The organism is Allobosea sp. RIT-PG3_2, assembly GCF_057321085.1.
Map to the genome: position 1 here is coordinate 65,695 of NZ_JBXWCA010000013.1, position 21,070 is coordinate 86,764.

At 67.0% G+C, this 21,070-nt stretch carries 21 protein-coding genes; 11 read left to right on the plus strand and 10 right to left on the minus strand.

From position 1 onward, the window contains the following. Positions 1–48: 48 nt before the first annotated feature. Complete coding sequence (locus tag AC2FAN_RS26185; RefSeq protein WP_485176941.1) at positions 49–1,281, minus strand: lytic murein transglycosylase; 1,233 nt, start codon at positions 1,279–1,281, stop codon at positions 49–51. Between the two features lie 338 nt (positions 1,282–1,619). Between AC2FAN_RS26185 and rnk the strand changes: the two genes are divergently transcribed. Then, a complete protein-coding gene (gene rnk, locus AC2FAN_RS26190) occupies positions 1,620–2,030 on the plus strand; it encodes a nucleoside diphosphate kinase regulator (protein ID WP_485176942.1) in 411 nt (136 codons plus the stop codon). A gap of 32 nt (positions 2,031–2,062) precedes the next feature. Here the strand turns inward: rnk and galE are convergent, their stop codons facing one another. After that, positions 2,063–3,055, minus strand: a complete 993-nt coding sequence (gene galE / locus AC2FAN_RS26195) for a UDP-glucose 4-epimerase GalE (protein WP_485176943.1) — start codon at positions 3,053–3,055, stop codon at positions 2,063–2,065. 168 nt (positions 3,056–3,223) lie between these two features. Between galE and AC2FAN_RS26200 the strand changes: the two genes are divergently transcribed. Genes AC2FAN_RS26200 through AC2FAN_RS26210 form a run of 3 tightly spaced genes read left to right on the plus strand, consistent with a single transcriptional unit; the run spans position 3,224 to position 5,447 of the window. Next, positions 3,224–4,102, plus strand: coding sequence for a UTP--glucose-1-phosphate uridylyltransferase (locus AC2FAN_RS26200; RefSeq protein WP_265050077.1), 879 nt, complete (start codon positions 3,224–3,226; stop codon positions 4,100–4,102). Between the two features lie 30 nt (positions 4,103–4,132). After that, positions 4,133–5,023, plus strand: coding sequence for a methyltransferase domain-containing protein (locus AC2FAN_RS26205; RefSeq protein ID WP_485176944.1), 891 nt, complete (start codon positions 4,133–4,135; stop codon positions 5,021–5,023). After that, entirely contained in the window at positions 5,016–5,447 is a 432-nt protein-coding gene (locus AC2FAN_RS26210; protein WP_485176945.1) for an acyl-CoA thioesterase, read from the plus strand. The genes AC2FAN_RS26205 and AC2FAN_RS26210 overlap by 8 nt, the downstream gene beginning before the upstream one ends. Positions 5,448–5,451: 4 nt before the next feature. Here AC2FAN_RS26210 and vapC read toward each other — a convergent pair whose 3' ends face one another. Together vapC and AC2FAN_RS26220 are read right to left on the minus strand one after the other, a co-directional pair. Continuing rightward, positions 5,452–5,841, minus strand: coding sequence for a type II toxin-antitoxin system VapC family toxin (gene vapC, locus AC2FAN_RS26215; RefSeq protein ID WP_485176946.1), 390 nt, complete (start codon positions 5,839–5,841; stop codon positions 5,452–5,454). Beyond that, positions 5,838–6,050: a type II toxin-antitoxin system VapB family antitoxin gene (locus AC2FAN_RS26220; RefSeq protein ID WP_485176947.1), complete on the minus strand. Its 213-nt coding sequence runs from the start codon at positions 6,048–6,050 to the stop codon at positions 5,838–5,840. Before AC2FAN_RS26220 ends, vapC begins: the two co-directional genes overlap by 4 nt. Before the next feature lie 160 nt (positions 6,051–6,210). Between AC2FAN_RS26220 and purL the strand changes: the two genes are divergently transcribed. Genes purL through grxD form a run of 3 tightly spaced genes read left to right on the plus strand, consistent with a single transcriptional unit; the run spans position 6,211 to position 9,052 of the window. Then, positions 6,211–8,421 carry a phosphoribosylformylglycinamidine synthase subunit PurL gene (gene purL, locus AC2FAN_RS26225; RefSeq protein WP_485176948.1) on the plus strand — a complete coding sequence of 737 codons (2,211 nt, stop codon included), beginning with the start codon at positions 6,211–6,213 and terminating at the stop codon, positions 8,419–8,421. A gap of 12 nt (positions 8,422–8,433) precedes the next feature. Beyond that, positions 8,434–8,670: a BolA/IbaG family iron-sulfur metabolism protein gene (locus AC2FAN_RS26230; RefSeq protein WP_485176949.1), complete on the plus strand. Its 237-nt coding sequence runs from the start codon at positions 8,434–8,436 to the stop codon at positions 8,668–8,670. A gap of 46 nt (positions 8,671–8,716) precedes the next feature. After that, positions 8,717–9,052, plus strand: a complete 336-nt coding sequence (gene grxD, locus AC2FAN_RS26235; RefSeq protein WP_265050070.1) for a Grx4 family monothiol glutaredoxin — start codon at positions 8,717–8,719, stop codon at positions 9,050–9,052. A gap of 6 nt (positions 9,053–9,058) precedes the next feature. On the opposite strand, the gene AC2FAN_RS26240 is transcribed toward grxD, so the two are convergent. The 5 genes from AC2FAN_RS26240 to tlpA form a co-directional block, all read right to left on the minus strand. Then, complete coding sequence (locus tag AC2FAN_RS26240; RefSeq protein WP_485176950.1) at positions 9,059–9,667, minus strand: ATPase; 609 nt, start codon at positions 9,665–9,667, stop codon at positions 9,059–9,061. A 43-nt stretch (positions 9,668–9,710) separates the two neighbouring features. Further along, the gene (locus AC2FAN_RS26245; RefSeq protein WP_485176951.1) at positions 9,711–9,959 is read right to left on the minus strand and encodes a DUF1272 domain-containing protein; all 249 of its coding nucleotides are present in this window, start codon (positions 9,957–9,959) and stop codon (positions 9,711–9,713) included. 259 nt (positions 9,960–10,218) lie between these two features. Then, a complete protein-coding gene (locus AC2FAN_RS26250) occupies positions 10,219–11,949 on the minus strand; it encodes a carbamoyltransferase family protein (RefSeq protein WP_485176952.1) in 1,731 nt (576 codons plus the stop codon). Positions 11,950–12,019: 70 nt separating this feature from the next. After that, on the minus strand, positions 12,020–13,009 hold the full coding sequence (locus tag AC2FAN_RS26255) for a hypothetical protein (RefSeq protein ID WP_485176953.1): 990 nt from the start codon (positions 13,007–13,009) through the stop codon (positions 12,020–12,022). 97 nt (positions 13,010–13,106) lie between these two features. After that, complete coding sequence (gene tlpA, locus AC2FAN_RS26260) at positions 13,107–13,736, minus strand: thiol:disulfide interchange protein TlpA (RefSeq protein ID WP_485176954.1); 630 nt, start codon at positions 13,734–13,736, stop codon at positions 13,107–13,109. Positions 13,737–13,763: 27 nt separating this feature from the next. Between tlpA and argH the strand changes: the two genes are divergently transcribed. The 4 genes from argH (at position 13,764) to AC2FAN_RS26280 (ending at position 19,977) form a co-directional block, all read left to right on the plus strand. Then, positions 13,764–15,146 carry an argininosuccinate lyase gene (gene argH / locus AC2FAN_RS26265; RefSeq protein WP_485176955.1) on the plus strand — a complete coding sequence of 461 codons (1,383 nt, stop codon included), beginning with the start codon at positions 13,764–13,766 and terminating at the stop codon, positions 15,144–15,146. A gap of 151 nt (positions 15,147–15,297) precedes the next feature. After that, entirely contained in the window at positions 15,298–15,561 is a 264-nt protein-coding gene (gene lptM / locus AC2FAN_RS26270; protein WP_265050063.1) for an LPS translocon maturation chaperone LptM, read from the plus strand. Positions 15,562–15,708: 147 nt separating this feature from the next. Further along, positions 15,709–16,998, plus strand: coding sequence for a diaminopimelate decarboxylase (lysA, locus tag AC2FAN_RS26275; protein ID WP_485176956.1), 1,290 nt, complete (start codon positions 15,709–15,711; stop codon positions 16,996–16,998). Between the two features lie 222 nt (positions 16,999–17,220). Next, complete coding sequence (locus AC2FAN_RS26280) at positions 17,221–19,977, plus strand: TIGR02302 family protein (protein ID WP_485176957.1); 2,757 nt, start codon at positions 17,221–17,223, stop codon at positions 19,975–19,977. Between the two features lie 143 nt (positions 19,978–20,120). Here the strand turns inward: AC2FAN_RS26280 and yddG are convergent, their stop codons facing one another. Continuing rightward, positions 20,121–20,978: an aromatic amino acid exporter YddG gene (gene yddG / locus AC2FAN_RS26285; RefSeq protein WP_485176958.1), complete on the minus strand. Its 858-nt coding sequence runs from the start codon at positions 20,976–20,978 to the stop codon at positions 20,121–20,123. Between the last annotated feature and the right edge of the window lie 92 nt (positions 20,979–21,070).

The following is a 21,070-nucleotide window of genomic DNA, read 5'->3' on the forward strand; positions in this document are numbered from 1 at the left end:
GTCCAGCACTTCGTATCGCCCCCAATATAGGGCGGGAGGACGCGGAAGTCAGCGCTTGCCGCGCATCCGCGCCAGCAAAGCGGGCGTCGGGTAGCCGTCGGGGATCTCGCCGGCGCTGATCTGGTACTGGCGCACGGCCTCGCGCGTGCCGGTGCCGATGCGCCCATCGGCATCGTGATCGTAGAGGCCGAGCGCCTTGAGCCGGAGCTGCAGGTCCTTGGTCGCGGCCATGTCGAGGCGGGCGGCCTTGAGCGGCCAGTCGGCCTGGATCGCCGGGCGGCCGACGATGCGGTCGCCGAGATGGCCGACGGCCAGCGCATAGGCATCCGAGGAGTTGTACTTCTTGATCACGTCGAAATTCGCGGTCAGCAGCATCACCGGCCCGCTATGCCCGGCCGGATAGAACAGGCGGGCTTCGCCCGAGGAGGGGAGGCTGCGGCCGTCGGCGCGGCGCACGCCGGCAGAGGTGAAGGCGGAGAAGCTCGCCTTGTTGAGGCGGTGGTCGAAGCCGGCAGGCAGCGCCACCTCCAGGCCCCAGGGCAGGCCCGGCACCCAGCCATAGCCCTTGAGGTAGTTGGCGGTGGAGGCGATGGCGTCGCTCGACGAGTTCCAGATGTCGGCATGGCCGTTTCCGGTCCAGTCGACCGCGTATTTCATGTAGCTCGACGGCATGAACTGGGTGTGGCCCATGGCGCCGGCCCAGGAGCCGCGCAGCTCGCTACGCTCGACATAGCCTTTCTCGATCAATTCGAGCGCGGTCAGCAACTCGTCGCGGAAGAAGTCGCCGCGGTAGCGGATCGAGGCGAGGGTGGCGAGCGAGCGGATGACGTCCTTGCCGCCCTTGAAGGAGCCGTAATTGGTCTCCATTCCCCAGACGCCGAGGACGACCTCCTTGGGCACGCCGTAGCGCGCTTCGACCTGGGCGAGCACGCTGGCGTTCTCTGCCGCAGCGTCGCGGCCGCGCTGGATGCGGGCGCCGCCGACGGCGTTCTCCAGATAGTTCCAGATCGGCGCGCTGAACTCGGACTGCTTCTTCGTCAACGCGACGATGGAGGCATCCGGCGTAACCCCGCGGAAGGCGAGGTCGAAGGTCGCGCGCGAGATGCCCCGCGCCTGTGCCTGCGGCCAGAGCCGCTGGAGGAAAATGTCGAAGGAGGCGCTCGCCGGCGTCGCCTGCGCATTGCGGGCATGGGCGCCGGAGACGTTAATCGAGCCGGTCGTCTGCGCCAGCGCCGGCGCCAGGCTGATCACGGCCGAAGCTGCGATGACGGACAGGCGCATGGACACTCCCGGCGGATGCTGGATGGAAACCCCATCACAGCGCCTGAACAAGATTAACCAAAGGTTAAGCCGGGAGCGAGTGCGACGATGCGTTCGTGATTTGACAAGGCAGGGCGATTGCCCGAATCTTTCCCGATGAACAGCGCCTCCCCCTTCCGCCGCGGTCTGCACCGCTCGGGCAACCTGATCGCGGGCTTCTAGCCCCGGGCCTGTCGCGCTTGTCGCCTCCGGTTCGGGGGGCGCTCCCTCTCTACCGTTTACCTGCGAGTTCGACCCTGAGATGCCGTGCGGCTTGTTGTCTGCGGGCGGGCGCTCGCTTTCGATGAAAGACCCAGTCCATGACCGCCAAGCGTCCTGCCATCACCGTCACGGCCACCGATCATGCCATGCTGAGCCGGATCGCAGCCGGCGCCGCTCACACCATGCCGGAGCTCGCCGCCGAGCTGACCTATGAGCTCGACCGCGCCCGCATCCTGCCGGAGGGGCGGGTCTCCGCCGACCATGCCCACATCGGCAGCGAGATCGTCTATCGCGACGAGAGCACCAAGCGGGAGACCACGCTGACGCTGGTCTGGCCGCAGGACGCCGATATCGAGAAGAACCGCGTCTCGGTGATGACGCCGATCGGCGTCGCGCTGCTCGGCATGGCGGCCGGGCGCTCGATCGACTGGACGACGCGCTCCGGCGACGTCAAGCGCCTGACGGTGCTCGAAGTGCGCGAGCCGGCCGAGGAGCGGGCGGCCTCCTGAGCGGAGGCGCACCGCTCGACATGTCCTCCAGCTCAGGCCGAGGCGTTGCGCGTCCTGAGCTTCTCCTCCCAGGCCAGGGCCTGGCCGACGATCTCCTCGAGATCGTCATGCTCCGGCTGCCAGCCGAGTTCGGTCCGGATGCGATCGGCGCGGGCGACCAGCGAGGCCGGGTCTCCGGCGCGGCGCTCGGCGAGAACGACGGGGAAGTCGATTCCCGAGACCTTCTTCACGACCTCGACGACCTCCTTGACCGAATAGCCGCGGCCATAGCCGCAGTTCAGCGTCAGGCTTTCCGCGCCGCCACGCAGATGGTCGAGCGCAGCGAGATGAGCGCGGGCGAGGTCGGTGACGTGGATATAGTCGCGCACGCAGGTGCCGTCCGGCGTCGCATAGTCGGTGCCGAAGACGGTCAGGCCGTCGCGCTGGCCGAGCGCCGCCTGGCTCGCGACCTTGATGAGATGCGTCGCGTTCGGCGAGGACTGGCCGGAGCGCAGCTTCGGGTCGGCGCCGGCGACGTTGAAATAGCGCAGCGCGATATAGGTGAAGCCGTGCGCCTTCGCCGCATCCTGCAGCATCCACTCGCTCATCAGCTTGGAGCGGCCATAAGGGTTGATCGGGTTGAGCGCGATCTCCTCGGGGACCGGCGAGACCGGCGGCTCGCCATAGACCGCTGCGGTGGAGGAGAAGATGACGTGCTTCACGCCGCCCCGGACCGCGCTCTCGATCAGGGCGCGCGTCTTCACGGTATTGTTGAAATAGTAGCCTAGGGGGTCGCTGACCGATTCAGGAACCACGATCCGGGCCGCGAAATGCGCCAGCTCCGTCACGCCGTGCTCGGCGATCAGCGATTCGACCAGTTCCTGGTCGCCGATATCGCCCTGGACGAAGACCGCCTCGGGCGGGACCGCCCACCAGAAGCCGGTGGAGAGGTTGTCGAGGACCACGACCTTCTCGCCGCGATCGAGCAATTCCAGCACCATATGGCTGCCGATGTAGCCGGCGCCGCCGGAAACCAATACTGCCATCGTCTCTCTCGCCTCATCTTCGTCGGGAACACGGCCTATCGAAAAACCGTTGACGGGTTCTCAAGGCCTGTCAGCTAATATCCCAGATGGCCGGCAACCATGACAGTTGTACGGCCTTCCCCACCACGCCTGGCTTCGGCAAAGGCATTCGCGCCCAATGGATTTTGCATGACGAAACGCATCCGCAAGGCCGTTCTCCCCGTCGCTGGTCTCGGCACCCGCTTCCTGCCCGCCACGAAGGCGATCCCGAAGGAGATGCTCACCATCGTCGATCGCCCGGTCGTGCAGCATGTGGTGGACGAGGCGCGCGCCGCCGGCATCGAGCACTTCATCTTCGTCACCGGCCGCAACAAGGCGGTGATCGAGGATCACTTCGATCTCGCCTACGAGCTCGACGACACGCTCGCCAAGCGCAACAAGATCAAGGAGCTCGAAGCGCTGAAGGCCGATCTGCCGGCCGCCGGCGCCACCAGCTTTACCCGTCAGCAGGCGCCGCTCGGCCTCGGCCACGCCGTCTGGTGCGCGCGCGAGCTCGTCGGCGAGGAGCCGTTCGCGCTCCTGCTGCCGGACATGCTGCATTACAGCCAGGGCAAGGGCTGCCTCGCCGAGATGATCGAGGCCTATGACCGGCATGGCGGCAACCATATCGCCGTCGCGCCGGTGCCGGACGACCAGACGCACCAGTACGGCATCGTCGGCGTCGAGGACGCCAAGGCCAAGGTTTCGAAGATCACCGGCATGGTCGAGAAGCCGCCCAAGGGAACCGCGCCTTCGAACCTGCATATTTCGGGCCGCTATATCCTGCAGCCGACGATCTTCAACCTGCTCGCGAACCAGGAGACCGGCGCGGGCGGCGAGATCCAGCTCACCGATTCGATGATCGCGCTGTCGCATCTGGAGCCGTTCTTCGCGGTGCGCTTCGACGGCGAGATCTACGATGCCGGCTCGAAGATCGGCTTCCTTGCGGCTAACGTCGCCTATGCGCTCGACCGCGGCGACCTCGGGCCGCAATTGCGCGCCGAGATCGAAAAGCTGCTCGATCGCTGAGCCGGACACAGCGACGCAGGGAATGCGCGGTTGAGCGACAACAGCCTCGTCTTCGACCGCACGCTTGGCCGTTCGCGGCTGCGGCGTGCGCTCGCGCAGGGCTATCCGGATTTCCTGCTGCAGCGCGCGGCGGGGGATCTGGAGGAGCGGCTTGGCGCGGTGCTCAGGCAGTTCGCGATCGCTGCCGATCTCGGCACGCCGCTTCCCGTCGTCGGCCCGGTGCTGGCGGGCAAGGCCGGTTGGTTTCTGCGCATGGCGGAAGCCGAAGGCTCGGGCGCCGATCTCATTGGCGATCTCGAACGCCTGCCCCTTGCGGCGGGTTCGCTCGACCTCGCCGTCTCGCTACTGGCATTGCATGGCGTCAACGACCTGCCGGGAGCGCTGATCCAGATCAAGCGTGCGCTGAAGCCTGACGGGCTGTTCATGGGTTGCCTGCTCGGTGGCCGAACCCTGCAGGAACTGAGGCAGGCCTTGCTGGAAGCGGAGAGCGAGACCACCGGCGGCGTGAGCCCCCGCGTCGCGCCCTTCGCCGATCTGCGCGATCTCGGCGGGCTCCTGCAGCGTGCGGGCTTTGCCCTGCCCGTCGTCGATAGCGAGGCGGTGACAGTGCGGTATCGCGATGCCTTCGGCCTCTTCCGCGATCTCAGGGCCATGGGCTGGGCCAATGCGCTCGTCGCGCGCCGCAAGGCGCCGCTGCGGCGGGAGACGCTGCTGCGCGCGGTCGCGCTCTATGCCGAACGCTTCGCCGATCCGGACGGGCGCCTGCCGGCGACCTTCGAATTCGTCTGGGTCTCCGGCTGGGCGCCGCATGAGAGCCAGCAGAAGCCGCTCCGGCCGGGCTCTGCCAAGGCGAGGCTTGCCGATGCGCTCGGCGTGCCGGAGATCAAGGCCGGCGAGAAACCGGGGGGCGGCAATGGCTGAGCGTCAGCCGCGCCTGTCACGCGGCGATTTCCGCGTCTTCCGCGCGATCCCAACGCGCTGGCACGACAACGACGTCTTCGGCCACGTCAATAATGTCGTCTATTATGGATGGTTCGACACGGCGGTGAACGCCTGGCTGATCGAGGGCGGCTTCCTCGACCCGGCGACGAGCGAGATGGTCGGCCTCGTGGTCGAGACGGCCTGCACCTATTTCGAGAGCGTCGCCTTTCCCGAGATCGTCGAGGTGGGGATCGCTGTCGAGCGGCTGGGCAACAGTTCGGTCACCTACCGCATCGGCATCTTCCGGCAGGGCGGCGAGCAGGCGGCGGCGCAGGGGCGCTTCACCCATGTCTATGTCGAGCGCGCCGGGCAGAGGCCCGTGCCGATTCCCGCGCCGCTCCGGGCCGCGCTGGCTGCCATGTAACGATTCAGGCGAGCTGCAAGCCGCAATGGGCGGCAAATGGATCGAAATCGCGATCCTGATGGAGCAGAAGGTGGCCGTGCTCGATACAGAAGGCCGCAATGATCAGGTCCGCGGTTTTGCGCACGGTGATGCCCCGTTTGCGGAGCTCTCGATAATGCCATGCAGCCCGCACAGCGAGGGCTGGCGACAGCATGGCCACCATGGCAAATTGGCGGATCCGTTCTTCGATCGCCGCGGCGTGCGCTTCATCGCGAGCGCCACGCAGGATTTCGAGGAGAACGATATCCCCGACGAGGATCTCCCCGGTGTTCTCCAGGGATCGCAGCACGGTGACGCCGCGCGAAATCTCGCCACGCAGCAAAGCGATCCAGACCGACGAGTCGACGACGATCACCGGTGATCCGGCTCGACGATGTCCTGCCGCATCGTGTCGAGGTCGCCTTCCCAGCCGAGGCCGTTGAGTTCTTCCAGAGTCCGACGCTGACGATGTTGCCTAACGACGATGCGCAACGCCTCCTCGACCGTGGCGCGCTTGGTCGGCAGGCCAGTCGCCTTCATGGCTTCGGCGAGGAGCGTGTCGTCCAGTTCGATATTGGTCCGCATGAGCCAACTCCGCCGGAATTCGCAATGTGTATAGGATTTAAAATCTATACACATTGACGGCCGAAGCACAACCGCCAGGGCCGAATGCGTTGTCTCGCGCGCCGAGGCAGGCTATGCCCCTGCCAAACCCCCTCGCCGGACCGCCAGGAACCCTGAGCCCGTGATTCCGAACGATATCAAGATCACCCCGCAGCTCGTCGCCGAGCACGGCCTGAAGCCGGATGAGTATCAGCGCTTCCTGCATCTGATCGGCCGCGAGCCGACAATCACCGAGCTCGGCATCGTCTCGGCGATGTGGAACGAGCATTGCTCCTACAAATCGTCGAAGATCCATCTGAAGACGCTGCCGACCAAGGCGCCCTGGGTGATCCAGGGACCGGGAGAGAATGCCGGCGTCATCGATATCGGCGAGGGCACGGCCATCGTCTTCAAGATGGAGAGCCACAACCACCCATCCTTCATCGAGCCCTATCAGGGCGCGACGACGGGCGTCGGCGGCATCCTGCGCGACGTCTTCACCATGGGCGCGCGACCGATCGCGGTGCTCGACGCGTTGCGCTTCGGCGATCCCGCCCATCCGAAGACCCGCCACCTCGTCTCCGGCGTCGTGGCCGGCATCGGCGGCTACGGCAATTCCTTCGGCGTGCCGAATGTCGGCGGCGCCACCGGCTTCCATACCCGTTATGATGGCAACATCCTCGTCAACGCCATGGCGGTGGGCATCGCCCAGGCCGACGAGATCTTCTACGCCAAGGCCTCGGGCGTCGGTAAGGCGATCGTCTATCTGGGTTCGAAGACCGGCCGCGACGGCATCCACGGCGCGACCATGGCCTCGGCCGAATTCGACGACAAGTCGGAGGAGAAGCGCCCGACCGTGCAGGTCGGCGACCCCTTCGCCGAGAAGCTGCTGCTCGAAGCCTGCCTCGAGATCATGGCTGCCGGCCATGTCGACGCGATTCAGGACATGGGCGCGGCGGGCCTGACCTGTTCGGCCGTCGAGATGGGCGCCAAGGGCGATCTCGGCGTCGAGCTCGACCTCGACAAGGTGCCCTGCCGCGAGGAGGGCATGAGCGCCTATGAAATGATGCTCTCCGAGAGCCAGGAGCGCATGCTCATGGTGATCAAGCCCGGCCATGAGGATGCCGCCGAGGCGATCTTCAAGAAATGGGGCCTGGACTTCGCCGTCATCGGCCACACCACCGACACGCTGCGCTTCGTCGTGAAGCACCAGGGCGAGGTCATGGCCGACCTGCCGATCAAGGAGCTCGGCGACGAGGCCCCGGAATACGACCGGCCCTGGATCGAGACCGAGCTGCAGCAGCGCATCGCGCCGGAGAGCGTGACGCCGCCCTGCGGCAATGCCGAGGCGCTGAAGACGCTGCTCGGCTCTCCGGACCTGTCGTCCAAGCGCTGGATCTGGGAGCAGTACGACACGCTGATACTCGGCAATTCGGCGGTGACGCCGGGCGGCGATGCCGGCGTGATCCGCATCGAGGACGGCCCGAGGGGCCTCGCCATGACTGCCGACGTGACGCCGCGCTATTGCGAGGCCGATCCCTTCGAGGGCGGCAAGCAGGCCGTGGCCGAAGCCTGGCGCAACCTTACGGCAGTGGGCGCGACCCCGCTCGCCATCACCGACAATCTCAATTTCGGCAATCCCGAGAAGCCGGAGGTGATGGGCCAGTTCGTCGGCTGCGTCCGCGGCATCGGCGAGGCATGCAAGGCGCTCGACTTCCCCGTCGTCTCAGGCAACGTCTCGCTCTACAACGAGACAAACGGCATCTCGATCCTGCCGACCCCGACCATCGGCGGCGTCGGCGTCATGGCCGATGTGACCAAGCATGCGACCATCGCCTTCAAGACCGAGGGCGAGACGCTCATCCTGATCGGCGAGACGCAGGGCTGGCTCGGCCAGAGCTCTTATCTCGCCACCGTCTGCGGCGGCGAAGAGGGCGCGCCGCCGCCGGTCGATCTCGCGATCGAGCGCCGCAACGGCGATTTCGTGCGCGGGCTGATCACGGCAGGCCGGGTCACCACCTGCCACGACCTCTCGGATGGCGGACTTGCGGTCGCGCTGGCCGAGATGGCGATGGCCAGGGGCATCGGCGCGACCGTCGAGACGCTGCCCACGGGCCCGGTCCATGCCGCGCTCTTCGGCGAGGATCAGGCGCGCTATGTCCTGGCGGTTCCCGCCGCGCAGGCCGAGGCGATCCTCGGTGAAGCCAAGGCGGCCGGTGTGCCGGCGCTCGCGATCGGCCGCACCGGAGGCATTTCGCTTGTGCTGCCGGGCGAGCCCGCGCTGGCGATCGCCGATCTCCGCAAGATCCACGAAGACTGGCTGCCGTCCTACATGGCCGGCAAGGCAGCCTGAGGAGACAAGACCATGGCGATGGATGCCCACGAGATCGAGCGGATGATCAAGGCGGCGCTGCCGGATGCGGCGGTCGAGATCAAGGATCTGGCCGGCGACGGCGACCACTATGCCGCGACGGTCAGCTCGACCGCCTTCAAGGGCAAGACCCGGGTGCAGCAGCATCAGATGGTCTATGCCGCGCTCCAGGGGAATATGGGCGGCGTGCTGCACGCCCTTGCGCTGACGACGAGCGTTCCCCAAGATTAGAACGAAACCATCCGGCGGGCCTTGAACCCGCTTCAGGAGACAGACGATGTCCGACGTCAACGCCCGTATCGATGCCGAAGTGAAAAGCAGCGACGTGGTGCTCTTCATGAAGGGCACGCCGCAGTTCCCGATGTGCGGCTTCTCCGGCCAGGTCGTGCAGATCCTCGGCTATGTCGGCGTGCCCTTCAAGGGCGTCAACGTGCTGGAAGATCAGGAGATCCGCGAGGGCATCAAGGCCTATTCGAACTGGCCGACGATCCCGCAGCTCTACGTCAAGGGCGAGTTCATCGGCGGCTGCGACATCACCCGTGAGATGTTCCAGGCCGGCGAATTGCAGCAGCTCTTCGAGGAAAAGGGCATCGCGGTGAAGCAGGCGAGCTGAGGTTTCTCAGCCTTCCTTGCAGGGCGGCAGCGATTCCAGCACCGCCCATAAGGCTTGGGGTAGATCGCCCTCCCGCTCGATCAGGGATGCGCAGCCGCGTCGTCCTTCCGCGATGACTTTCGGGCGCAAGGTTGCGTTGTCGAAAACGCGCCATTGATCGACCGTACCGATATAGGCAGGTAGGTTGGCAATCGAGCGCTCGAAGCGGCGGCGCACATCGATTTCGGCGACATCGTGCCCGCCTTCGCTGACGCGGCGGGCGATACGTGCCAGCGAGATGTCCGGGCTGGCGACCAGAAAATAGAGCAGATTGACGACGAATCCGGCCTCTCGCGCGGCTTCGATCGTGCGCAGATGGGTCTTGCCCGAAAGCGTGGTCTCGATTGAGAATGACCGCTGGTCGGCGATCAGCGAGCGGGTCAACTCCAGCGCCACGCGCGCGGCGCGCTGCTGCTCCATCGAGGGGTCGAGCGGCGAGAGGCCACGCGCGATCTCATCGAGATTGACGAAACGCGTACTGCCCGAGACGGCCTTGATATGCCGGAAAGCGTAAGTCGTCTTGCCAACCCCGTTGGGGCCGGCAACGATCCAAAATTGAGGCTGGGCGGTCGTCATCGCGCTCTGGCTAGCATGGGCCTTGTTTCAGCGCCAATCCAGTTCAAGCCGCCGCGCATTGCGGGTGCGGTTTGCGCACGCGCTCAGTCGAGGCCGGATATTTCTCCAACATGCGCTCCGGCCTGATCGGCCGGCGCACCAGTTCGCCGCCGCAGTTCGGGCAGGTGCCGGCGAAGCGCGTCTCGGCGCAGTCGGCGCAGAAGGTGCATTCGAAGGTGCAGATCAGGGCCTCGCGCGATTGCGGGCCGAGGTCGCGGTCGCAGCATTCGCAGTTCGGTCGCAGTTGCAGCATGGCGTCGTCTCCTTCCGATGGGCCTGAAGAATGATGGCAAATGTAGCCGAAACCAGCGATTTCGCGTGATCCGACCGATCACCGAGGCGGATCGATGCTTCTCCACCCTCTAAACTTCGCGCGGTCACCCCGGGCGACCATCGGGAGGCCCGGGATCCATGCCCGAACCTTCATGGAAGCGCTCCGGCATGGATCCCGGATCTCCGCTTCGCGGCTTCCGCGATGACGGCGTGTTCTCGGAGGGCTGACTGCTAGCCCCTCACTTCACCAGCAGCCAGTCCTCGATCACCAGGGCATCGAGCCCGCTCGTGTAGAACATCAGGATCGCGTCTTCCGCCGTGTGCAGGATCGGCTTGCCCATGATGTTGAAGGAGGTGTTGAGGATCACCGGCACGTCGGTGAGATCGTGGAAGGCCGAGATCAGCGCGTGGTAGAGCGGGTTGCGCTCCTCGGTGACGCTCTGCAGGCGGCCTGTCGCATCCTCATGGACCACTGCCGGGACTTGGCTGCGCACCGCCTCCTTCCAGGTCAGCGTGCGCTCCATATAGGGGGCGTCCTGATAGTTCTCGAACCAGTCGGCGGCATGCTCGGCCAGGATCGAGGGTGCAAAGGGGCGGAAGGCCTCGCGGTATTTCACCTTCGCGTTGAGGATGTCCTTGGCGTCGGCCGGGCGCGGATCGGCGATGATCGAGCGGTTGCCGAGCGCGCGCGGGCCGAACTCGGCGCGGCCCTGCACCCAGCCGATCAGCTTGCCTTCGGTCAGAAGCTTCGCCGTGGTGGGGGCGACCTCGTCCGGTGCGAGCTTGCGCAGTCGTTTCTCCCAAAGCTGCATGCGCTCGAAGGGCTCGCTCGAGACTGTTGAGCCGAGATAGGGCGTCAGCGGCCCCTTTGGCGCGCGCCAGTCGGGATTGGCCTCGGCATGGCTGAGCCATGCGGCGCCAATGGCGTTGCCGTCATCGGCCGGGGCGGAGGGAACGAAGACGGTCCTGAAGCCATGGCGGCCGGTAATCTTGCCGTTGAAGGAGGAGTTGAGGGCGCAGCCGCCGGTCAGGACGAGGTTTTCGTTCGGCACGAGGGCGGCGGTTTCGCCGAGCAGCGCCTCCATCATCTCGGCGAAGACGTCCTGCCCGCAGCGGGCGAGGTCGGCCCAGCCCTGGTCGAGCGCATCGGCCGGACGCTTTGCAAGGATTTCTGCGGCGACGGCCTGCACGACGTCGGCCTTGGTGAAGGAGAGCTTGTGACCGTCGATGGTGTAGAGCCTGCGCAACAGCGCCATCAGTTCCGGGTCGGCCCGGCCACAGGGGGCGAGCCCCATGATCTTCCATTCCTCGCCTTTCGCCTGGTCGAAGCCGGCGAGATCGGTGACGAGCCCGAAATAGAAGCCGATCGATTCCCGCCCGCGATGGCGCTTCACCTCGCGGATGCGGCCGTTCTCCAAAGCGAAGATGGCCGAGGCGGCGGTCTCGCCCATGCCGTCGACGACGAGGCAGGCCGCGTTCTCGAAAGGCGAGGACCAGCACGCATAGGCGGCATGGCTGAGATGATGAGCGTAACGCGTCAGCCCTGTGACGTTGGCCTTGCCATGGGCACGGTCGAGGCTGAGGAGCACGCCCATGCCGGCGCGCTGCTGGGCGTGGTGAAGCGAGGCGATCAGCGCGCGCTCGGTCCGCTCCGGCACCAGCGAGCGGTTGAGCTCCGGCGAGAGCTTGAGCAGGGCCTCCAGCGTGAAGGAGCCTGCGCGCGCCATCTGGTCGAGGAAGCCGGTGAAATCCTCGCCCCAGCTGGTGGCGATGCGGATTTCGGCGCCTTCCGGGATATAGCGCTTCAGCAGCCCTTCCGTGCGCGGCGCCGAATCCGGCTCGCAGTTCGGCGCGCGCTTGTATTGCAGATAGCGTTCGGTCGCTTCCGCGAAGAGCACCTCGCCATCGGGGCCGATGATCGCGATGGCGGGATCATGGAAGGTAGTGGCCAGGCCGATCGTATAGGTCATGGAGAAGGCAATAACCGCTCCGCGGCAGTCGCGCCAACCGCTGAATGTGCGCGGAGCGGGTTCGGTGGCGCTACTTGGGGGCGAAGGCGATGCTGGCGGCGGTCTGCTCGACCGCCGGCTGAAGCTTCGGCATCTCGGGCTCGTCGGCCAGGACTATGAGCCGAACGAAACGTCCGCCCGGGCCGATGGCGAGGTACTGCACGAAGCCCTTGTCGCTGCCATTGGGGTGTTTGAACGAGCCGGAAAGCAGCATGCCGTTCTGCCCGGCGAAGGGCACGCGCCTGCGTTCCTTGATCTCGGCCGTCTGCATGTCGCGCGTGCTCCTCAGCATCGTCTCGGAGAGCTTCTCCTCCTGGCCCGGCGTGATGGGCGCGGACATCTGATAGGCGGCGATCATCAGCGGCTGCGTGCCCGAGGGATCGACATTGCGCTCGCCGGTTGTCATCAGGACGCCCGCACCGCCGATGGTGTCGACGACGCGGAAGGGGGCTGCGGTCTTGATCGTGAAAGGCAAGGCCGCGAGCTTCTCGTCGAGCGAGGCTTCCTTGCCGAGCGAGACGGAGGCGACGAGCGCCTTGACCTCGGCCGTCTGCAGCTTGGCGCCCTGCGGCGCCTGCACGGTCATCATCACCGTCTTCGGCCCCTTGAACAGGGCGATCCATTTGTCGAGCCTGGCGCCGCCGGCATCCTGCGTGCCGCTGAGTAGCGGCACCTTCTCGCCGCCGGTGCCGTCGACCTGCTCGACCTTGGCGATGTTGACCTTCTGCCGGGCGAAGTTGAGCTTGGCGCTCTCGCTGTCGTTGAACAATGTCGCGAGCTGCGGATAGGCCTCCGCCGGCATCTCGACGATCAGGACGCTGGCCTGCGTCTTCGGGTTGGCGAGCCCGGCGAAGCCGTTGGCGGGCTCGAAGCCCTTGGGCGCGACGAGCGAGACGCTCGTGCCGGGAATGGGCTTTCGCTCCTGCGCGACGGCCAGCCCTCCGGCAGCGCTCAACGCTACTGCAAGCAGGATGGCCCCCGCCCGGTGAAAACGCTGCGTCCGCTTCTGCGCGCTGGGCATGCCCGATCCTTCCGGCTCTCGCTGTTCGTCGCCCAGCAGAACGCCGCAATGCGACGAGAGTTCGTCAGCTTATGGTCATCGCAGCGGCGCAGAGCGCTCAGGGCTTGCCGATCGCCGCCCTCATCAGCGCCTTCGAATCGGCGCTCGCCCAGTCGGCCGGGCCCTGGATGATGCCGAGTTCGCAGCCGGACTTGTCGACGATGATGCTGACCGGCATGCCCTCGACCTTATGCGCCTTGCGCAGGGCCTGGAAGGTCGCGGCCTGCGGATCGCCATAGAAGGGCAGGGTGGTGACCTTGTTCTCGGCGAGCCATGTCTTCGGCTTGTCGAGGTTGCGCGTATCGATGTTGATCGCGACGACCGCGAAATCCGGGCCGCCCATCTCCTTCTGGAGGGTGTCGAGCGCCGGCATCTCCTTGAGGCAGGGCGCGCACCAGGTCGCCCAGAGATTGACCAGCAGCGTCTTGCCCTTGAGCGCGGCCAGCGTCATCGGCTGGCCGTCCGGGCCGGTGAAGGCGAGTTCCGGGGCGGGCTGCGGGCGGGTGCGCAGCTCGACGGCCGCGACCTCGCCTTTCACGAGCGGCTTCATGTGCTCGGCGGTCGTGCGCGCGGCGCTGCATGATCCGTTGCCGGTATCCCCCGTGACGGAGTAGAAGGCGGCGCCGCCACCGAGGACGACGAGGGCCAGAGCCCCGGTCGCGGCCAGGATTTTCGTTCGTCTCGCCATCGCGCCCTAGAAGCAGGAAAGACCGCCGTGAGCAACCGCATGTGGGGTGGGCGTTTCGCCACAGGTCCCGACGCCATCATGGAGGAGATCAACGCCTCCATCGATTTCGACAAGAAGCTCTGGCGGCAGGATATCCGCGGCTCGCTCGCTCATGCGGCCATGCTGGCCGAGACCGGTATTCTGACCAGGGACGACGTCGCGACCATCACGGCCGGCCTCAAGCAGGTCGAGGGCGAGATCGAGAGCGGCGCCTTCACGTTTTCGCGCGCGCTCGAAGACGTTCACATGAACGTCGAATCGAACCTCAAGGACAAGATCGGCGCCGCCGCCGGCCGACTGCACACCGCCCGCTCGCGCAACGACCAGGTCGCGACCGACATGCGGCTGTGGGTGCGCGACACGCTCGAGGAGATCGACGGCCAGATGGCCGATCTCCAGCAGGCGCTCGCCGAGAAGGCCGACACCTATGCCGGCGCGGTGATGCCGGGCTTCACCCATATGCAATCGGCGCAGCCGGTCACCTTCGGCCATCACCTGCTCGCCTATGTCGAGATGCTCTCCCGCGACCGCAGCCGCATCCGCGATGCCCGGGCTCGCCTCAACGAATGCCCGCTCGGCGCGGCGGCGCTCGCCGGCACCTCCTTCCCGATCGACCGGCACATGACGGCGAAGGCGCTCGGCTTCGACCGCCCGACGGCGAATTCGCTCGATTCGGTCTCGGACCGCGATTTCGTGCTGGAGACGCTCTCGGCCGCCTCGATCTGCGCGATGCATCTCTCGCGCTTCGCCGAGGAGATCGTGCTCTGGTCGACACCGCAATTCGGCTTCGTCCGGCTCTCCGACGCCTTCTCGACGGGATCCTCGATCATGCCGCAGAAGCGCAACCCCGACGCGGCCGAGCTGGTGCGCGGCAAGGCGGGGCGCGTCTTCGGCGCGCTCCAGGCGCTGCTGACGATGATGAAGGGCCTGCCGCTGACCTATTCCAAGGACATGCAGGAAGACAAGGAAGGCACCTTCGACGCCTTGCAGACGCTGTCGCTCTGCCTCGCCGCCACCGCCGGCATGGTCCGCGACATGCAGCCGGACCTCAAGGTGATGAAGAAGGCGGCAGGCCTGGGCTATGCGACTGCCACCGACCTCGCTGACTGGCTGGTGCGCGTGCTGAAGATGCCGTTCCGCGACGCGCACCACGTTACCGGGCGCCTCGTCGGCATCGCCTCCGAGAAGAAGGTCGGGCTGGAGAAGCTCACGCTCGCTGAGATGCAGGCGGTGGAGCCGCAGATCACCGAGGCCGTCTTCGCCGTGCTCGGCGTCGAGCAATCGGTGAAGAGCCGCGTCAGCTATGGCGGCACGGCGCCGGCCAATGTGCGCAAGCAGGCGCGGCGCTGGCTGAAGCAGCTCTCCAAGTAACACGTCATGCTCGGGCTTGACCCGAGCATCTCCCGCAAGAGATTCTCGGGTCGGCGCTCCGCTTGCCCGAGAATGACGCTCCCGAGAGCCTCGCACTCCGCCGCATCCTCCGCTACTGTCCCGCCACGCTTCGTTCCGAGGGTTCGTCTTCGTGCTTGATTCCCGCCTGAAATTCGGCCGCACCCTGTTGGTCGTCGGCCTGCTGGCCGTTGCGCTCGCTGCCTGCGGGCGCAAGGGGCCGCTGGAGGCGCCGCCGAACGCCACGGGCGCCATCGACCTGCCCGACGACCAGATCGGCGGGCAGTCGAACGACACTGCCTCCTATGGTTCGACCTCTGTGCTGGCCAAGCCTGCCAAGGCCAACAAGGCGATCGTCGTGCCGAACAAGCCGTTCATCCTCGACCCGCTGATGTAATCGATCCCTCGGTCGCGGCGGCACCGGTTCATGCGTCATGCTCGGGCTTGACCCGAGCATCTCTTCATAGAGATTCCCGGGTCTGCGCTTCGCTTCGCCCGAGAATGACGACGGGGTCCCCGCATTTATCATTGCGAGCTCAAGTCCATGCATCATTTCGCCTATCGCGACGGCTCGCTCCATGCCGAGGGCGTCGATCTCCAGCGCATCGCGGCCGAGGTCGGCACGCCGGTCTATGTCTATTCGACGTCGACGATCGAGCGGCACTACAAGCTGTTCGAGGCGGCGGTGAAGAAGACCGCGCCGGCCGGCAAGACCCATGTCTTCTACGCCATGAAGGCGAACGGCAATCTCGGTGTGCTCAGGACGCTGGGCGCGCTTGGGGCCGGCATCGACACCGTCTCGGAAGGCGAGGTGCGCAAGGCGCTCGCCGCCGGCATCCCGCCGGAGAAGATCGTGTTCTCGGGCGTCGGCAAGAGCGAGCAGGAATTGCGCTTCGCCGTCGAGGCCGGAATCTACCAGGTCAATATCGAGAGCGAGAGCGAGCTCGACCTGCTGTCCAGGGTTTCGGCTTCGCTGGGCAAGCGGCAGGAGGCGGTGTTCCGGGTCAATCCCGATATCGGCGCCGGCGGCCATGCCAAGATCACCACCGGCTCCTCCGAGAACAAGTTCGGCGTCTCCTTCGAGGAGGTCGGGCGGCTTTACGCACGGGCGGCCAACATGCCGGGCGTGCGGATCATGGGGCTCGCGGTCCATATCGGCAGCCAGATTCGTGAGATCGACGCCTTCGAGGCGGCCTATGGCAAGATGGTCGCGCTGGTCGGTTCGCTGAAGGGCGAGGGCCACCGCGTCGACCGGCTCGATCTCGGCGGCGGGCTTGGCATCCCCTACGACATCCCGAAGACCTTCGATTATGGGCCGGGGCTGATCGACGCCTATGCCGAGATGGTCGCCAAGCTGACCAAGGGGCTCGATGTCGAGCTCGGCTTTGAGCCGGGCCGGCTCATCGTCGGCAATGCCGGCATCCTGTTGACGCGGGTGCTGCATCTCAATCAGCGCCCGACCAAGCAGTTCCTCGTCGTCGATGCGGCGATGAACGATCTGGTGCGGCCAGCGATGTACGAGGCCTATCACGAGATCTGGCCGGTGACGGAGCCGGCGATCGGCGGGCCCGAGGTGGCCTATGACGTGGTCGGTCCGATCTGCGAATCGGGCGACACCTTCACCACCGGCCGTGTCCTGTCGCAGCTCGGGCAGAACGACCTCGTCGCCTTCATGACCGCCGGTGCCTACGGCGCCTCGATGTCCTCGACCTACAACCAGCGCCTGCTGGTGGCCGAGGTCATGGTCAAGGGCGACGACTACGCCGTGACGCGCCCGCGCCAGAGCTATGAGGAGCTCATCGGCACGGACCGCCTGCCGGGCTGGTTCGCGTAGATTCCAGCGTCATTCTGGGGCTTGACCCGAGAATCTCATGGCCAGCGGGCTCTGGTTGCGGAGATGCTCGGGTCAAGTCCGAGCATGACGGGGCTCTCTCCGTTCACGAAACGTCGAGCTTGTTGCAAAGGCCGTCTTCGCGCTGGCAATGCCACATTCCCGTGCTAGCCTGACCGGGTCAGGCGAGATCGGACAGGAATGGGGGCGGCCCGGAGCGATGGCATGAGCGAGGCAGAGCGCCGCAAGGCGCCCGATACGATCGACGGCATCCGGCAGCGGCTCCGCCGTCTCGCGCTGGCTTCGCGTGCTTCGCTCGGCTGGGAACGGCTGTGGCCGCGGCTCTGGCTGACGCTCGCCGTCATTCTAGCCTTCCTCGCTGTGTCCTGGTTCGGCTTGTGGACGCATCTGCCGTGGTATGGGCGGATCGTCGGCGTTCTGGTCTTCGCGGGGGCGCTGATCGGCAGCCTCTGGCATGTCGCCCGGCTCGTCCTGCCGACGCATCGCGATGCGCTGACGAGGCTCGATCGTTCCTTCGCCGGCGGGCATCGCCCGGCCTCGGCGCTGGAGGACAACCTCTCCATCGGCTCGGCCGATCCCGTCTCGCAGGCCCTGTGGAAGCTGCATGTCGAGCGCCAGAGCCGCCAGGTCGCGGCTCTGCGGGTCGCGCCGCCGCAGCCTTTGATGGCCGGGCATGACAAGCGCGCGTTCCGCGCCGTGCCACTGCTCGCCGCCGTAACCGCCTTCTTCGTCGCGGGCCCTGAAGCGACGCAGCGCCTCTCTGCCGCCTTCGACTGGAAGGGGCCGCCCGGCAGCGCGCCCTCGACCCGCATCGACGCCTGGATCGACCCGCCGGCCTATACCCGCCTGCCGCCGATCCTGATCGATTTCGCCAAGCTGGCGAGCCCCAATCTCCACGCGCCCGAGAAGTCGATCATCGTCGTTCGCATCGCCGGCAAGACCAGCATGGACGTCGCCACGACCGGGCGGCTCGAACTGGTCAAGCCGGAGGCCAAGGAGGGCGAGGGCAAGGATGCCGCCGCCAAGGATGCCGCTGCCAAGGACGCCGCCCCCGCGAGGCCGGCACAGCCGACGGGGCCGCAGCAGGCGGTGCTGGAGAAGCGCTTCACGCTGGCCGGCAACGGCACGCTGAAGCTCACCGGCAGCGGTGCTCCCGGCACGACGCTGAACATCACGGCCATCGCCGACCAGCCGCCGACCATCGCCTTCACCGATCCGCCGAAGCCGGTGACGGGCGCGCAGTCCGGCGGGCTCGGCATCACCTACAAGGCCAGGGACGATTACGGCATCGCCTCGATCGAGGCGACCGTCTCTCGTCCCGATCCGGCTGCGGGCGGGCGCTCGCTGGTCGAGCCGCCGAAGCAGAACCTCGCCGTGCCGTCCTCCTCCGCGGGCGACGAGGAGCTGAAGAGCACGGTCGATTTCTCAGCCCATCCCTGGGCCGGCGCCAAGGTCCGCATGGTCCTGATCGCCAGGGACGAGGCCGGGCAGGAGGGCCGCAGCGAGCCGGTCGAGGTCGTGCTGCCGCAGCGCACCTTCACCAAGCCGATCGCCAAGGCGCTGGTCGAGCAGCGGCGCAAGCTCGTCATGAATGTCGAGGACCGCACCAAGGTCCAGTTCGCCATGGATGCGCTGCTGATCGAGCCCGATCTCTTCATGAAGGAGACCGGCGTCTATCTGGGCATGCGCATGCTGGGCGAGCGGCTGCGCCGGGCCGGCGGCGACGACGAATTGCGCGAAGTCTCCGAGCTGATGTGGGCGATGGCGCTGCAGCTCGAGGACGGCGACATGTCCGATGCAGAGCGGGCGCTCAGGCAGGCGCAGGAGAACCTGCAGCAGGCGCTGGAGCGCGGCGCTTCCGAGGAGGAGATCAAGAAGCTCACCGACGAGATGCGCCGGGCGATGGACAATTTCATGCGCCAGCTCGCCGAGCAGATGATGCGCCAGCAACAGCAGAACGGCGAGCAGAACCAGGCGCAGCTGCCCGAGAATTTCCGCACGGTGACGCCGCGCGACCTGCAGAACATGCTCGACCGCATCGAGGAGCTCTCCAAGCGCGGCGACATGGCTGAGGCGCAGCGCCTGATGGAACAGCTCAACCAGATGCTCAACAATCTGCAGATGGCGCGGCCCGGCCAGCGCGATCCGCGCCAGAACCAGATGAACCAGGCGCTCGGCGATCTCGACCGGATGACGCGCGAGCAGCAGAATCTGCGCGACGAGAATTATCAGAACGAGCAGCGCCGGCAGGGCCAGACCCAGCGCGGGCAGCGCCCGGGCCAGCAGCAGGCGCGGCCGGGGCAGCGCGGCCAGCAAGGGCAGCAGGGCCAGCGCGGTCAACAGGGACAGCGCGGGCAGCAGCCTGGGCAACAGCCGGGCGAGCAGGGTGAGGACGGCGAAGGCGGCGAGGGCATGCAGGGCCAGAACGGCCAGGGGCAGGGCGGGCAGGGGCTCTCCCAGCGCCAGCAGGCCCTGCGCGAGCGGCTGCAGGACCTCCAGCGCCGGATGCGCGGCATGGGCGCGCCGCAGAATGGCGAGCTCGGCGAGGCCGAGGACGCGATGCGCGAGGCGGAAGGGCAGCTCGGCCAGGGCCAGGGCGAGGAGGCGCTGGACGCGCAGGGCCGGGCGCTCGACGCGCTGCGTCGCGGCGGCCAGAATCTCGCCCAGCAGATGCAGCAGGGCCAGCCCGGCGAAGGCGAGGGCGAGGGGCAGGCATATGGCGAGCCGGACGGGCGCCCCGCCGGCCGGCCTTCGGCACAGCAGCGCGGCAGCGAGGATCCGCTCGGCCGGCCGCAGCGCCAGCGCGACTGGGCCGATGGCCGCGTGCGCGTGCCCGGCGCCGACGAGAGCGCGACCCAGCGGGCGCGGCGCATCCTCGAAGAGCTGCGCAAGCGCCTCGGCGACCCGCTGCGGCCATCGGAAGAGCTGGATTATCTGGAGCGGCTGCTCAGGCGGAATTGAGGGAGCAGTGCGCGGTCATGCCTGGGTCCCGGGGTGTCATTCTCGGGCGAGGCTAAGCTTCGACCAGAGAATCTCTTGCAGAATGAGGAGCGGGAGCTTCCGCGTCACGAGATGCTCGGGTCAAGCCCGAGCAGGACGCCCATCTAAGTCTTCCGCCCACCCGCGCTCGCCACCAGCGCGCCGAAGACGATGAGCGCGCAGGAGGCGGCGAGCAGCCAGCTCGCCTCGGCATAGCCGAAGAGCACGAGGACCAGCGTCGAGAGTACCGGCGCGGCGTAGGAGGCGACGCCGAGCAGGGCGACGTCGCCCTGCTTCATGCCGACATCCCAGACGACGAAGGCAAGGCCGATCGAGCCCAGGCCGAGTCCGAGCACGCCCGCCCATTCGATCGATGTCAGCGACCAGAGCGTCGTCTCGAAGGCGAAATGGCAGGCGAGCGCCGGCACGGCGCAGCCGAGCATGGTGATGCAGAGGCTTTCCGAAGGCACGTTGGCGAAGCGGCGCGACATCACCGAATAGCTCGCCCAGACGAGGGCGCCGAGCGCGGCCAGCATATGCCCGAGCGCGAGGCCGCCGCCGGTTCGGAGCCCGCCTGAAACCAGCAGGCCCGTCGCGACGAGTCCGATCAATGCGCCCACGAGATGGCGTGGCTTCAATCTGCCGCCCGGCAGCAGCGCGGCGAAGAGCACGATCAGCAGCGGCCAGAGATAGTGGATCAGGTTGGCCTCGGCCGGTGGCGCGGTCTTCACGGCGGCGTAGTAGAGAGCGGTGTCGCCGAACGGGCCGTAGAGCCCGAGCGCGAAGGAGGCCGGCGTCGGCTTGATGCGGGAGAGCTGTCCGCGCAGCGCCGTGATCGTCAGGATCAATAGCCCGCCGATGACGAAGGTCATGGCGACGAGCTGGAAGGGCGGTACGCGGCCCGACATCGCCGTGAACAGCGCGAGCGTCGACCAGAGCAGGATCGCGCAGAAGCCGATGAGGGTCGCGGTGCGGGAGGTCATAGCAGCTCTGCGATGTCGGAATTTCGCGGCGATAGCAGGTTTCGCGGGGCTTGCCGATATTGGAGGCGGTCTTTCCGATTGACCTCCGTCGT